The sequence below is a fragment of the Maribacter sp. MMG018 genome, assembly GCF_018100785.1.
Lineage (GTDB): Bacteria > Bacteroidota > Bacteroidia > Flavobacteriales > Flavobacteriaceae > Maribacter.
In genome coordinates this window covers 928,909-943,656 of the sequence record NZ_JAGJEC010000001.1, presented here as the reverse complement: position 1 = coordinate 943,656, position 14,748 = coordinate 928,909, and the positions used below count along the sequence as shown (strand labels likewise).

Here is a 14,748-nt window from a genome sequence, read left to right as displayed (position 1 = left end):
ATTACTTATAATGAATCTAAATAAAGATTGGAAACTACTGTCGCAGATTTAAAACGGGGCCAAAAGGGCATTATCAAAGAGTTTACCGAAAACTTACTACCTATAAAGTTATTGGAATTAGGTTGTCTTCCGGGCAATGTAATAGAACTTGTACAAGTAGCCCCCTTAAAAGATCCAATATACATAAATGTTAATGGTTCGCATATTGCCATAAGACGTTCTATGGCCGAACAGATCGCATTGGATATTGTTGAAGAAGAAGATGTTGTGTTATGAGCAAACAAATCAATGTGGCCCTTATCGGAAACCCGAACACTGGTAAAACCTCTGTATTTAATCAACTCACCGGGCTCAATCAAAAAGTAGGAAACTACCCTGGTATTACCGTTGAAAAAAAAGAAGGTATCTGTAAATTACCAAGGGGGGTAAAGGCGCATATTATCGACCTACCGGGAACTTATAGCCTTAATACGACTTCTTTGGACGAAAGTGTAGCGGTAGAACTACTTCTTAACAAAAACGATAAAGACCATCCGGACGTGGCCTTGGTCGTGTCCGATGTTGAAAACCTAAAGAGAAATCTACTTTTATTTACGCAGATAAAAGATTTAAAAATACCTGCGATCCTGGTCATTAACATGGCAGATCGCATGTCTCGTAAAGGTATTAGCATAGACATTGAGCTTTTAGAAAAGAAGCTTAATGCCAAAGTGGCCCTGGTAAGTACCCGCAAAGGAACGGGCATTGACAGGTTAAAAGAATTAATTGCCGATTACAAAAACATTTCTAAAGTTCCGAATGTAGATACTACCGCCATAGCGCCCGATTATTTTGAAAGATTAAAAAACGCTTTCCCAAAAGAAGATGTATACAAACTATGGTTGGTAATTACACAAGATGTAAACTTTATGCCGATTCAGAAAAACCTGATTCCGGATACATCCTCTTTTGCAACAAAATCAAAATCGGAGCTGAAAAGGTTACAGCAAAAAGAAACCATACTTAGATACCAATTTATCAACGGTATTCTTAAGGAAACATACAAGATAGATGTTAACGCCGCAAAAGGATTTAGGGCTACCTTAGACAAGATCTTGACCCATAAGATCTTTGGTTATCTCATTTTCTTTGTAATTCTGCTTACCATCTTTCAAGCTATTTATGGATGGAGCGAGTACCCCATGGACCTGATAGACGGCTTCTTTGCCTCTGCCACCGAATGGGTAAAGGACACCTTGCCATCCGGGGCATTCACCAATTTGATCGCAGAAGGTATCTTGGCCGGTATTGGCGGGATCGTCATCTTTATCCCCCAAATAGCATTTTTGTTCCTGTTCATTTCCTTACTGGAAGAAACCGGCTATATGAGTCGCGTGGTATTCTTAATGGATAAAATAATGCGTCCGTTCGGTCTCAGCGGAAAAAGTGTAGTACCCTTAATCTCGGGTACCGCATGCGCCATACCTGCCGTTATGGCGACCAGAACCATAGAAAATTGGAAAGAAAGATTAATCACCATTCTGGTAACACCTTTTACCACATGTTCTGCCAGGTTACCGGTATACTTGATAATAATTGCCCTGGTAATTCCCGAAGGAAACGTACTGGGTTTAAGTTATAAGGCACTTACCTTAATGCTACTATACCTACTTGGCTTTGGTGTCGCCATTCTATCTGCGATGGTCCTTAATAAGATATTGAAAATAAAGAGCAGGACCTTCTTCGTTATAGAGTTGCCGAATTACAAATTGCCCCTTCTCAAAAACGTAGCTTATACCGTACTGGAAAAAACAAAGAGTTTTGTTTTTGGAGCCGGTAAAATCATCTTGGCCATCTCTATTATTCTATGGTTTTTAGGATCAAATGGGCATTCTGATGATTTTAAGAACGCCGAGACCATTGTCACCAAAAGAATCGAAGCAGAAGGCTTTAACACCTACAGCGAATCTTATATCGAAAACAAAATAGCGGAATACAAAGCTACTTTACCCACAACGGGACTAAAAGAATCTGACCAGGCATACCAAGACTCCATAGCCCTTCATACCGCTATTTTAGAAGAAAGAGCCCTGAACCAAGAAATTGCCAGCTACAAACTAAAACATTCTTACATGGGCATCATGGGCAAAGCTATAGAACCTGTGGTAAGGCCTTTGGGATATGATTGGAAAATAGGCATCGCGGTATTAACGTCCTTTGCCGCAAGAGAGGTGTTCGTAGGTACCCTCGCTACCATTTACAGTGTTGGAAACGATGAGGAGGAAACCATAAAGCACAGAATGGCGGCAGAAGTAAACCCTATAACAAAAGAACCATTGTTTAACTTGGCATCGGGTATCTCGTTATTATTGTTCTACGCTTTCGCAATGCAATGTATGAGTACCTTGGCTATTGTAAAAAGAGAGACCAATTCATGGAAATGGCCGGCCGGCCAGCTAGTGTTCATGAGTCTTTTTGCTTATATTGTAGCTTTAATAGCCTATCAATTATTAAAATAGATATGGATTTACTTCAACAAATATTAGTTTATATAACCTTGGCGATTGCCGTAGGTTATATCGTTAAAAAATTCTTTCTCCCTAGTTTTTTAACCAGTAAAAAACCAAGTAAAAAAGCTTGTGGGCAAGATGGTTGCGGATGTAGTTGATTTTTATCACATTGATTTAGAATTACTTTCGTTAAAAAATCAATAAAAGCGTCCCAATAAAATGCAAAAGAGCATGGTTATGTGCTAGGGTATACTTTAGTTTGTACATAAGCAACCAGTTTTATGAAAAGAATTTCGACAATACTTGTTCTTCTGTGTTCCACCTGTTCCCCTTATTTACTTTTTTCACAAACGCTTAACTCAAGAATACTGGATAGTGTTACGCAAGAACCTATCCCCTACGCTACCGTATTATTGAATAACAAAGGGGTTATCACCAATGAAGAAGGAAGATTTTCTTTTCTGATAGACGAAAAGGTAAAAGAAACAGATTCCCTATTTATTTCATGTATCGGGTACGAATCCATATCCAAACCCTTGAATGAATTTAAGGAAAATAGAATTTTGATGAGCCCAAAAGCCATTGAACTTAACGGAGTTATAGTTTCGAACAAAAACTACACACCAGAAGAAATTATAGGTCTTGTAGAGGAAAATCTTTTAAAGAACTACCGATTTGGTTTTACAAAAAAAAGACTCTTTTTAAGGGAAACATATCAGAACAACATCATAAAAACCGATTATAGAATCAAAGAATCTACTATCGACGCCCTTAACAGGTCCTTTTTAGATAGTGTAGTGCGCTCTATTCCAAAAAGCGACACTTACTATACCGAAGTTCTAGGTGACTTCTATGGAACCAACGATAAGGACGAACAAAAACTAGACCTTATAAAAGCCTCTGAACTATATGATAAAAGCAAACGATTAGATGCCGACAATTTAGAAAAGCGTTTTAACCAGATCATTAAAAAAAATGTAAAGACCGATTCTTATTTTAAGGTAAAATCTGGTCTATTCGGCACCAAGGTAGATGCGGAAGACCTTTTTGAAACAGAGATGGACTCTAGCGATGTAGCAGCCGTAAACAAGCGTTTGGAAGAAGAAAAGAACAGAAAAAAGTTCTTTGCCAACTACAAAAAAAGAACCTTGGGAAATTTATACGCCAATCTTCCCATTTTTGAAGATTCTGATTATAACATTATATGGAAGCCCAGACGTTACAATCTGTCTTTGGAAGAGTTCACCTATATTGGTGACAAGGCCCTTTATGTTATCGCATTCGAACCCAAACGTTCTGAAGATTTTAAAGGAAAATTATACGTTGATGCCAATGACTTTGCCATTGTAAAAATGGATTTTGAAAATGTAAAACCCCTTAGAACCTTTAGTCTTTTAGGGGTCTCTTTGAATGAATATTTGGCCAAAGGCAGTATTCTTTTCGGTAAAGGCGATGACGGACTATACAGTTTACGCTATTATGAAATCACCAAAGGGAACCGGGTAGGTTTTAAAAGACCTATTAAGATCATAGAAAAAAACAAAAATGTAAAAGGGCGCAGAAAACAAAACGAACTGCATCTTAAGATCGATGCCGCTTTTGGTGGCCTCAATAAATACGAAGTGGTGGTTTTTGATGAAGAACCTATAAAAGAAAGTCAATTTTCGGCCTTTAAAGAAAAAAATGACGTGCTCCCGCAGTACATGCCCGATTATGACCCGGAATTCTGGGAAGGCTACACGATAATGGCTCCAAATACGGCTATCAAAGAATTTAAATCAGAGGTACAACCAGAATACTAGTTTCTGTTGTTAAAAAACACCTAACAAAAGAATACCGAGCTGTAGGTATGGTGGACTATATAAAATTCTTAATAAACGAATACAATAACAACCCCCAACCTATAACCAAGAGCACCCCACCAAGAGGGGTTACAGGGCCTAAGAACCTCCATTTATTACCCTTGGCACCACTTATACACAAACCGTAGATACTAAAAGAAAAAAGAAAGGTGCCCACTATAAGGCAATACACCATATACTTCTCCAATGAAGTTTCTAGATTTAGGTTAAAACCGATCATGAGCAGCACCAATGCATGGTACATTTGATATTTAACACCGGTTTCGAAACTAGCAATCTGTTCCGCATTAAAAGATTTTTTTAAGGCATGTGCGCCAAAAGCGCCGAAGATAATCGCCAATAGACCAAAGAGTGCACCTATAAATTGGGTAAGAAGTACCATTTAACTTTTTCTCAAATATATGAATAATGAAAATCTGAAGATCTATAAAACGGAACAGGTTTATTGAGTAAATTCTAAAAAAACAAAGTGTCACAACACTTTTAAAGCACAAACACCTTAATCGGGACTTTCATTTTGCATGAGCTTTTCTTGCAAGGCATCATACATGTTCACCGTTTCTACCGAGTCCTTAAGATTAAAATACAGTTTTAAAGAGTCCTTATATACCAGTTTTATCTTGGGTTGGGTAATATTATCCACAAAAACATGAATACTCTTGTCGGTCAAAGAATCCTTGAACTCCCTAAAAATACCTTTTTCCTTCTCTAGTGCCGAAAAACCGTTTACCCTTATCATAGGTGGAATTTTCTCAACGAACACCACACTATCCAATTCGGTATAGGCCACATTTTCCGAATAAAAACCCGATAAGATCCTAATGTTGTTCGAAGTAACTTTTATCCAATTTTTATAATGCATCGTTAAAACGGATACGCATACGACTACCGTAATAATCAGTAACAAATTCCATATCCAGTGCCTACCTTTTTTGGCCATACCTACGTTACTTATGGTTTTATCCCCACTAATTTAGAACAAATTATCAGTCATTTGCTTTCTCAAATGTCCCTTGTAGATAGAATAACTCCTTTATTTTTAAAAAATTATTTTTTTAGGATAGTTTATGGGATAACCAGCATTTTATCCCAAACCAACATCAAGCGTCATCATAATAATAAAGCCACCGATAAAGCCCATGGTGGCAATATCCGTATATTTATCTTGTTGGGTTTCTGGTATTACCTCTTCGACCACCACAAAAATCATGGCACCTGCCGCAAAAGATAAAGCATATGGCAGTATTGGCTGAAAGGTCAACACCGCCCACGCCCCTAAAACGGCCGCGATAGGTTCTACAATAGCCGAAGCCTGACCGTACATAAAACTTTTTGACCTACTAAGCCCCTGTCTTCTTAAAGGCATTGCCACAGCAAAACCCTCGGGAAAATTCTGTAGGCCTATCCCCAATGCCAAGGCAACCGCCCCACCAATGGAAGCTCCATCAAAACCAGCTGCAACCCCGCCGAAAAGAACCCCCACGGCCAACCCTTCCGGAATGTTGTGCAGGGTTATGGCCAAGGTCAGCAAAGTAGTTCTATGCCAAGGTGTTTTAACACCTTCGGCTTCACTTTCTTTAAAATTAATGTGTAAATGTGGAAGAATCTTGTCCAGACCAAATATAAATCCGGCCCCTAAAAGAAATCCAACCGCTGCAGGAACCACCTTTACAAATCCCTCTCCAGGACTCATTTCTATACCCGGTGCCAGCAAACTCCAAAAACTGGCCGCTACCATTACTCCACCGGTAAAGCCGAGCATACCATCGAGAATGGCCCTGTTCATCGTCTTGAACAAAAAAACCAATGCAGCGCCCGCCGCCGTAAGCCCCCAAGTAAACAAAGTCGCATAAAATGCGGCCAAAACGGGATTGATCGATTCAAAATAATCTATAACTTCTTGCATACCTATTTTATTTAATCTTTTTCAAGCACCTCCAAAAAAAGATTGGATCCTATTTGTTCAGAAATCCTCATTTCTTTTCCCTTGACCCTAATACTTAGAGATCCATCAAAATCTTCCTTATCCAAAATTTCAAGGGTATCTCCCAATGAAATATTATTCTTGTCCAAAAACTTTAAAAAGGCGACCGAAGAGTCGTTCACCCCCACACATATACCTTGCGATCCAATAGGAAGTTCAGTAACCAACCTCTTGACCGATTTTTTAAACTCCCCATCCTTAGAGGGAATAGGGTCGCCATGCGGATCCACTTTGGGATTCCCTAAATAAGCATCTAGTTTATCTATAAGCTTCTCACTTTTAATATGTTCTAATTGCTCGGCTACCTCATGCACTTCGTCCCAGGCAAAATCTAATTTATCTACCAAAAAAACTTCCCACAACCTATGCTTTCTAATAATGGACAAAGCAGACAACCTTCCTGTCTCGGTAAGTAGAACGCCCTTATATTTTTTGTAGAAAACCAAATCCTTTTCCGACAGTTTTTTTACCATATCCGTCACAGACGAGGGTTTGGTATCCATCTGTTCCGCTATTGAGTTTGTAGAGACAGCTTGGTCCAAACCCTTACCTAAATGATAAATAGCTTTTATGTAGTCTTCTTCCGAAAGTGTCATGCCTAATTTTTAATGCTGTACAAAAATACATTTTTATATATAAAAACAAATATTTAGATTTGTCTAAAATTAATTTTAACCTGAACTAAATATATATTTCCCAATCAAATGAAACATAATCTATGCTTATTGTGCACAATTGTTTTTAATTCCTTCATTTTTGCTCAGGATATCACCATATCAGGTACCGTGATGTCCGGCAACGAACCTGTACCTTTTGCCAACATCTATCTTAAAAACACCGAAATAGGAACTTCCTCAAATGAAAACGGTGTTTATAAACTTTCCGGTATCGCCCCCGGCCCATATACTATCATAACTTCTGTTATTGGATACAAACCTTCCGTCATAAAAATTGTTTTGGCTCCCGGACAATCCAAATCCTTAACCATAAACCTCACCGCTACCACCGAAAATTTAGACGAGATGGTGGTTACCGGAACGCTTAAAGCGGTAAAACGTTCAGAAAGTCCTGTTCCCGTAGAAGTTTACAGTCCTACTTTTCTTAAAAAAAATCCGACTGCAAGTGTTTTTGAGGCACTACAAAATGTAAACGGCGTACGTCCACAGATAAATTGTAATGTCTGCAATACCGGAGATATACATATAAATGGATTGGAAGGCCCCTACACCTTGGTATTAATAGATGGCATGCCCATTGTAAGTGGTTTGGGCACGGTATATGGCCTATCTGGCATACCCAATTCACTGATCGAACAAATAGAAATCGTAAAAGGACCGGCCTCTAGCCTTTATGGTAGTGAGGCCGTAGGCGGGCTTATTAACATAATAACAAAAAACAGCTTCGACGCTCCTGATTTTGCTGCCGATATTTTTGCAACGGGCTGGGGAGAATACAACCTGGACGTTGGCGCCAAAATAGGCATTGGCCAAGGTACCGATTTACTTTTGGGTGTAAACTATTTCAACTTTGACCAAGTAATAGATAATAATGGTGACAACTTTACAGATCTAACCCTACAGGATAGAATATCGGTTTTTCAAAAATGGAATTTCCAAAGAAAAGAAAACCGCATCTTTTCCTTGGCCGGTCGTTTCTTCTATGAAGACCGTTGGGGAGGGGAACTACAATGGACACCCGCATACAGGGGTGGAGATGAAATCTATGGCGAGAGTATTTATACCCGTCGATGGGAAATATTGGGCAAATACCAATTACCGGTTAAAGAAAAGTTATTATTCTCCTTTTCTTACAATGACCATAACCAAAACTCGGTTTATGGTGATGTAGCATATTTGGCCGATCAGCGTATAGGCTTCGGACAGCTTACATGGGACAAAAAAATAAATGCCCACGACCTTCTATTAGGAACAGCTATAAGATATAATTATTATGATGATAATACGACCGCAACGGTTTCCGCAGATGAAGTAGTGATACCAAGTATATTTGTTCAAGACGAGATAAGTTTGGCAAAAGAACACTCGCTATTGGTAGGCTTACGATACGATTATGACAAAAGACATGGCAGCATTCTTACCCCTAGAACCGCCTATAGATGGAAAATGACCGACAACGACATTATAAGGTTAAATGCCGGAACGGGATTTAGGGTCGTAAACCTTTTTACGGAAGAGCATGCCGCCCTAACGGGAGCACGGGACGTGGTGGTAACCGAAGACCTAGATCCGGAACGTTCCTTTAACGTAAACCTTAATTACCTTAAGAAAATATATGGTAGCAACGGTACATTTGCCAGTATTGATGCATCGCTGTTCTACACCCATTTCAGCAACGCTATTTTACCCGATTACGATACCGACCCCAACAAAATTATCTACGACAACTTAAATGGCAAATCGGTATCTAAAGGAATTAGCGCCAATGTTGATGTTTCTTTCCCAAGTGGTTTTAAATTCTTAGTAGGGGCTACCTTTCAAGATGTCAGTCAAACAGAAAATGGCGTTACAACTCGGCAAATATTAACAGAAACCTATACCGGAACCTGGAATTTAGGATATACTTTTAACAACCTGGACCTAAGTGTAGATTATACCGGAAACCTGTATGGCCCCATGCGACTGCCCACATTGGGAGACCTAGACCCTAGAAGTGATTATTCTCCGGCATGGAGTATTCAAAACATACAATTCACCTATAAGGGCCTAGATAAACTCGAGTTTTATGGCGGCATCAAAAACCTGCTGAACTGGACACCGAACCGAGGCAACCCCTTTATAATCGCAAGGGCGAACGACCCTTTTGATAAAGAGGTGACTTTTGATAGTAACGGCAGCCCCTTGGCAACCCCCAACAACCCCTATGCCCTAACTTTTGATCCCTCGTACGTTTATGGACCCAATCAAGGTATCCGTGGTTTTCTTGGTGTACGTTATCGTATTAATTAATAATCATATACCCTAAGCTAGGTAGTATTAATTGCTATTTTTGATACATGTCCGATTCGGTTTTCGATTATATAATTGTAGGAGCAGGTGCTGCGGGGCTCATGTTGGCAGATACTATGGGCAAAGATGCCTATTTCAACAATAAATCTATTCTTATATTGGATAAAGACCCGAAAACCGTCAACGACAGAACATGGTGTTTTTGGGAGAAAGGAAGTGGCCAGTTTGATGAAATAGTTTCTAAAAAATGGAACCACATCCTGTTTTCCGGCCCTGATTTTTCTGAGCGTTTCTCCATTTCACCCTATACATATAAAATGGTTCGCGGCATAGATTTTTATTCTTATCATATTAATCGCCTACAAGAATACGAGAACATAACGTTTAGACAAGAAACGGTTACCCATATAGAAGAAAACAATACAGAGGCCAAAGTAACAACCCTGGACAACAACTACGCCGGAAAACAGGTTTTTACAGGCATGTTCGATTATGGGCTTATGCGGGACCAAAAAAAATATCCGGTATTACAGCAACATTTTATAGGTTGGACGATAAAGACCAAAGACCCTATATTCGACATAGACCAAGCTACCTATATGGATTTTTCCGTTCCACAAAAGGGAAATACAAGATTCATGTACGTACTACCTTTTAAGAACAATACCGCTTTAGTGGAATACACCTTATTTTCTGAAGAAACATTACCTAAAAGCGAGTATGAAAACGCCCTTAAAAACTACTTGTCAGAACACCTACACTGTTACGATTATGAAATCTTGGAAACCGAAGAAGGCAATATTCCCATGACCTGTTATAATTTTGACTCGCATAATACAACTAGAGTATTGAATATTGGCACTGCCGGTGGTTGGGCAAAACCCAGTACCGGTTACTCTTTTTTAAGTACATCCAAAAAAGTACCACAATTAATCGCACATTTAAAAAGCGGAAAACCCTTGTCCGATTTTGGCTCTAAAAACCGATTCTGGTATTATGACCTGTTGTTCTTGGATGTTCTACACACCAATAATGCTCTCGGATATACTATTTTTCAAAGCTTGTTCAAAAAAAGGCCTCCCCAGTTGATCTTTAAATTCTTAGATGAAAATACCACCCTATGGGAAGACATATATTACATAATGGGTTGCCCTAAAAAACCTTTCATTAAGGCTTTTTTGAACCGTATGTTCTAAACCGTACGCCTCATTAAGTTTTCGCCAAAATTCTTAAGAATACTTTTTTTCTCCTGTGATAAGTTTAGGCTGTCTAAAATAACGAAGGCCTTTTCGGTATATGCCCTAATGGCCTCCTGCGCCGCAACGGATGCCCCGCTCTCCTCAAAAATTGCTTTTACGGCCTCAATTTTCTCAGCTGGCTCCGGAGGTTGAATGGAATATAGGTCCATAAGTTCTTTTTTAACCGTTTTTGAACCCGATTCCATCGCTTTTATAAAAAGATACGTTTTTTTATTCTCTATAATATCGCCACCAACCTGTTTGCCAAATGTTTTGGGATCACCAAAAGCATCCAGATAATCATCTTGAATTTGAAATGCTATACCTAGATTGAGTCCGAAATTATACATGTCTTGTTGCGATGTTTCTGGAACCTCGGCTACAATGGCACCCATTTTCATTGCCGCCGCCACTAAGACAGCTGTCTTATATTCTATCATTTTTAAATAATCGGAAAGCGCTACATCGTCACGTGTCTCAAAATCAACATCGTACTGTTGCCCTTCGCATACTTGCAGGGCGGTTGTGCTAAAAAGTTCCGCAAGACTCCTAAAAATATGGGTTTTATAGTTCTCGAACAATTGATATGCCCAAATCAGCATAGCGTCACCAGAAAGAATACCCGTATTTACATCCCATTTTTCATGTACAGTTGCCTTTCCACGTCTCACGGGCGCCGCATCCATAATATCATCATGAACTAGCGAAAAGTTGTGAAATACCTCTACGGCCAATGCGGCGTCCAACGCTTTTTCATAACTGGCATCAAAAACTTCGGCCGTGAGCAAAACCAAAGTGGGCCTAAGCCTTTTACCCCCCAATTTGAGAATGTAGTTTATAGGCTCATAAAGATTCACCGGCTCTTTGTCCGTTAATTTAGAATCTAAATAAGAGATGAATTCTGAACGATAAAATTCAATGGAATGCATAGCATGTTTTTTTTCAAAAATACATCCATTGTTACAAAAAGCCGATATATCCGTCAGATGTTATATGAAAATATTCGAAAAAAAATGCAATGGTTTCCAAAACCATCGTCTTTAATATTGAAGACCCTAGAAAAAGCCTTTAATGGTTTCTAAAAAACAACAAGACAATAACCTTACCGACTTCTTTGAAGAGGAATATCACTCGCTCAAAAACTTTGTGCGGTCAAGAATCGACCATACGGCAGAAAGCGATGCGGAAGATATTATACAAGATGTTGCCCTTCGATTGTTCTCTAGACCTATAAATGCTCTTCCAATACATAATATTGGTGGTTTCGTGTACAATGCAATCAAGAATAGGATCATAGATGTTATGCGAACCAAAAAAGAAAGGATTCATAATGACGAAACGGTAGAATTGTTATGGACCGATTTTGCCAGCAAATTTTACGAAGACCTCTCTGAGGAATATCCGGCACAACTAATACATAAACTAAAAGTGGCCATAACAGAATTAAAACCTGTTTACAGGGATATAATTATTGCGGTCGATTTTGAAAATTACACTTACAAGGAAATATCGGAACAAACCGGCATACCGCCCGGCACACTAATGTCTAGAAGACATAGGGCAATGTCCATTTTAACAAAAAAACTAGAGTCACTAAAAAAATAAAACTATGGAAACACAAGACATCATGGAAAAACATATGGAAAAAAAGACCAAGAAATTGATCAAAAAAATATTCAAAGTAATCATGTTTATCATATTGGGCATAGCGATCGCCTTTTTGGTAGGATACATTGTAATGCTGTTATGGAACTGGCTAATGCCCTACTTATTTGGTTTGCCCGAAGTAGACTATTGGAAAGCATTGGGCATTTTGATACTCGCCAAAATCTTATTCGGATTTGGTGGAGGTGGTGACAAAAGCCACGACAAAAAAGGAAAATCAAAAAAGAAACGTTTTTTCGGCCCCAATTGTAAAGATTGGAAATGTGATTTTTCTGACTGGAAACACTATGATGAATTCTGGAAAGAAGAAGGAGAACAAGCGTACAAAAATTACCTCGAAAGAAACAAAAATAAACCTCATGGAAAGTAAGACAAACAATACCAAAAGAAAATACCACATTAAGAACAAAGCCTTCTTTTGGAGCTTAAACAAAAGTACCCCCAATAAACGTGAGCATTCATCGGAAAATGTGAAAGGCGAAAAGAAGCACAAGAAAAAACCATAGGCCAGTAGCACTTATGTTAACAAAATGTAAAACTTTAGAAACTTTTATAGTTTTAAAAGTTTCCTAGCCTATCTTTGCGCTGGATTATGAAAACAAAAATAAAGGAAAAGGCTACGGATATGTTCTTAAACTATGGTTTTAAGAGCGTTACAATGGACGATATAGCCAGTGCCATCGGTATATCTAAAAAAACAATATATGCGGAGTATAACAATAAGACCGCATTGATCGAAGACTGTGTAATGAACAAGATATGCGCTATAAACGAGGGCATTGATTCTATAATTGCAAAGGGCAAAAACCCTATCGAAGAGCTTTATGAGATAAAAAAATATGTAATGTCCCACCTGAAGGACGAAAAAACCTCTCCTCAATTTCAGCTCATGAAATATTACCCAAAAATTCATGAGAACATGAAGTCATTGCAGTTGAGCAAAATGCAGAAATGCCTTCTTTCCAATGTGGAGCGAGGAATAAAACAAGAGATTTACCGTCCTAATCTAGACCCTGAATTTATAGCAAGAATGTACTATTCGGGAATTAACAGTATTAAGGATCAGAACATTTTTCCTGTAGACAAATTTCCTATTTCAAAATTAATGGATGACTTTTTAGAATACCATTTACGTGGAATCGTGACAAAAAAAGGAAAAGACACCCTAAACACAATCATCAATTCAAACCAACAATAAATGCGACATCCTCTATTTATTTTTCTCTTTATTATAGTTGTACATTTCAACTATGGTCAAGAACAGACTAACAGCTTTACTTTGGACGAAGCTATAGCCTATGCCCTTGAGAACAACTATAGCGCCATTAATGCCGACAGGGACCTTATAGATGCCCAAAAGCAAAAATGGGAGACCATTGCGGCCGGTTTACCACAGATAAATGGTGAAATCAGCTATCAAAATCAATTAAAACAGCCTGTAACGGTGATACCCGCCGAAATTTTCGGTGGCGAGGCCGGAACTTATGTAGACGTTGTTTTCTCACAACCACAAACGACCACCGCCACGGCCACACTTACCCAACAAATTTTTGATGGTTCGTATATTGTCGGGGTACAGGCAACCAAGGCATTTTTAAGCTATAGTGCCAATAACAAAGAAAAAACGGCCCTTGAGGTGCGAAAATCGGTAGTTGAATCGTACGGCAATGTATTGTTGGCTCAAGAGAGTGTTGCCATACTCGAAAAAAACAAAGAGACCCTAGAGAAAAATCTTTATGAAACTACCAAGCTTTTTGAAAATGGCTTAGCCGATGAAGAAAGTGTAGAGCAACTTCAGATCACCCTGTCTTCTGTTGAAAGTCAGTTAAAAAATGCCCTACGGTTAGAAAAGATTACGCTACAAATGTTAAATGTGGTAATGGGGCTAGATTTGGACCATCCTACCCAATTAAAGGAAGACCTTGAAAACCTAACGGAGAAAAAAATAGATTTAGACCTTCTAGAGTCCGATTTTAAAATAGAAAACAATGTTGATTACAAACTGGCCCTTAATCAGAACGAACAACGATTTTTTGAATGGAAGTTGGCAAAAAGTAGGGCCTTGCCCACTTTAAATGCCTTTGTAAACTATGGTACCAGTGCCTATTCAGACACATTCAGCTTTTTAGATAGCGAACAACAATGGTACAATTCTTCTATAATGGGCTTTAACCTTAACATTCCCATATTCAGTTCATTAAAAAGAAACGCTAGTACCCAACGTGCAAAAATTGCCTTGGAAAAAGCAAAAACACAACTTACCGAAGCAGAACAACAAATAAAGTTACAATTAGAAAACGCCCGAAGTAATTACGTATTGGCCATTGAGGAATACCAAACATCTAAAAACAACTTGGCCTTGGCAGAACGTATTGAAAGAAAAAACCAAATAAAATATACCGAAGGTATTGCTACCAGCTTTGAACTGCGCCAAGCGCAGATACAATTGTATACCGCCCAACAAGAATACTTACAGGACATGGTAGAGGTAATCAACAAGAAAACGGAATTGGAAACCATATTAAACGAACAATCCTAAAGAAA

15 protein-coding genes are annotated in these 14,748 nt (G+C 38.6%); 10 read left to right on the top strand and 5 right to left on the bottom strand.

The features are described from left to right. Positions 1–27: 27 nt before the first annotated feature. The 3 genes from J8L85_RS04140 (at position 28) to J8L85_RS04130 (ending at position 4,291) form a co-directional block, all read left to right on the top strand. Positions 28–276 (top strand): FeoA family protein, encoded by a 249-nt coding sequence (locus tag J8L85_RS04140; protein WP_047246683.1) that lies wholly within the window; start codon positions 28–30, stop codon positions 274–276. Further along, the gene (feoB, locus tag J8L85_RS04135) at positions 273–2,498 is read left to right on the top strand and encodes a ferrous iron transport protein B (protein ID WP_211014831.1); all 2,226 of its coding nucleotides are present in this window, start codon (positions 273–275) and stop codon (positions 2,496–2,498) included. Before J8L85_RS04140 ends, feoB begins: the two co-directional genes overlap by 4 nt. A gap of 272 nt (positions 2,499–2,770) precedes the next feature. After that, positions 2,771–4,291 carry a carboxypeptidase-like regulatory domain-containing protein gene (locus J8L85_RS04130; RefSeq protein WP_211014829.1) on the top strand — a complete coding sequence of 507 codons (1,521 nt, stop codon included), beginning with the start codon at positions 2,771–2,773 and terminating at the stop codon, positions 4,289–4,291. A gap of 55 nt (positions 4,292–4,346) precedes the next feature. Here the strand turns inward: J8L85_RS04130 and J8L85_RS04125 are convergent, their stop codons facing one another. The 4 genes from J8L85_RS04125 to J8L85_RS04110 all read right to left on the bottom strand — a co-directional run bounded on the left by J8L85_RS04125 (position 4,347) and on the right by J8L85_RS04110 (position 6,931). Then, positions 4,347–4,733: a DUF423 domain-containing protein gene (locus tag J8L85_RS04125; protein ID WP_211014827.1), complete on the bottom strand. Its 387-nt coding sequence runs from the start codon at positions 4,731–4,733 to the stop codon at positions 4,347–4,349. Between the two features lie 117 nt (positions 4,734–4,850). Further along, positions 4,851–5,291, bottom strand: a complete 441-nt coding sequence (locus tag J8L85_RS04120; RefSeq protein WP_211014825.1) for a hypothetical protein — start codon at positions 5,289–5,291, stop codon at positions 4,851–4,853. Between the two features lie 144 nt (positions 5,292–5,435). Then, entirely contained in the window at positions 5,436–6,257 is an 822-nt protein-coding gene (locus J8L85_RS04115; protein WP_211014823.1) for a ZIP family metal transporter, read from the bottom strand. An 11-nt stretch (positions 6,258–6,268) separates the two neighbouring features. Continuing rightward, complete coding sequence (locus J8L85_RS04110) at positions 6,269–6,931, bottom strand: metal-dependent transcriptional regulator (protein ID WP_211014821.1); 663 nt, start codon at positions 6,929–6,931, stop codon at positions 6,269–6,271. A gap of 108 nt (positions 6,932–7,039) precedes the next feature. Here J8L85_RS04110 and J8L85_RS04105 point away from each other — a divergent pair, with 108 nt between their 5' ends. Further along, a complete protein-coding gene (locus J8L85_RS04105; protein WP_211014819.1) occupies positions 7,040–9,301 on the top strand; it encodes a TonB-dependent receptor in 2,262 nt (753 codons plus the stop codon). Between the two features lie 47 nt (positions 9,302–9,348). Then, positions 9,349–10,497: a lycopene cyclase family protein gene (locus tag J8L85_RS04100; protein WP_211014817.1), complete on the top strand. Its 1,149-nt coding sequence runs from the start codon at positions 9,349–9,351 to the stop codon at positions 10,495–10,497. Here the strand turns inward: J8L85_RS04100 and J8L85_RS04095 are convergent. Beyond that, entirely contained in the window at positions 10,494–11,468 is a 975-nt protein-coding gene (locus J8L85_RS04095; protein WP_211014815.1) for a polyprenyl synthetase family protein, read from the bottom strand. The two genes, J8L85_RS04100 and J8L85_RS04095, sit on opposite strands and share 4 nt — an antisense overlap. A gap of 142 nt (positions 11,469–11,610) precedes the next feature. Here J8L85_RS04095 and J8L85_RS04090 point away from each other — a divergent pair, with 142 nt between their 5' ends. The 5 genes from J8L85_RS04090 (at position 11,611) to J8L85_RS04070 (ending at position 14,743) form a co-directional block, all read left to right on the top strand. Next, entirely contained in the window at positions 11,611–12,144 is a 534-nt protein-coding gene (locus J8L85_RS04090) for an RNA polymerase sigma factor (protein WP_211014813.1), read from the top strand. A 4-nt stretch (positions 12,145–12,148) separates the two neighbouring features. Next, complete coding sequence (locus J8L85_RS04085; RefSeq protein ID WP_211014811.1) at positions 12,149–12,574, top strand: hypothetical protein; 426 nt, start codon at positions 12,149–12,151, stop codon at positions 12,572–12,574. After that, entirely contained in the window at positions 12,564–12,710 is a 147-nt protein-coding gene (locus tag J8L85_RS04080) for a hypothetical protein (RefSeq protein ID WP_211014809.1), read from the top strand. Before J8L85_RS04085 ends, J8L85_RS04080 begins: the two co-directional genes overlap by 11 nt. A gap of 86 nt (positions 12,711–12,796) precedes the next feature. Beyond that, entirely contained in the window at positions 12,797–13,402 is a 606-nt protein-coding gene (locus J8L85_RS04075) for a TetR/AcrR family transcriptional regulator (RefSeq protein WP_211014807.1), read from the top strand. Beyond that, the gene (locus J8L85_RS04070; protein ID WP_211014805.1) at positions 13,403–14,743 is read left to right on the top strand and encodes a TolC family protein; all 1,341 of its coding nucleotides are present in this window, start codon (positions 13,403–13,405) and stop codon (positions 14,741–14,743) included. Positions 14,744–14,748: the final 5 nt, after the last annotated feature.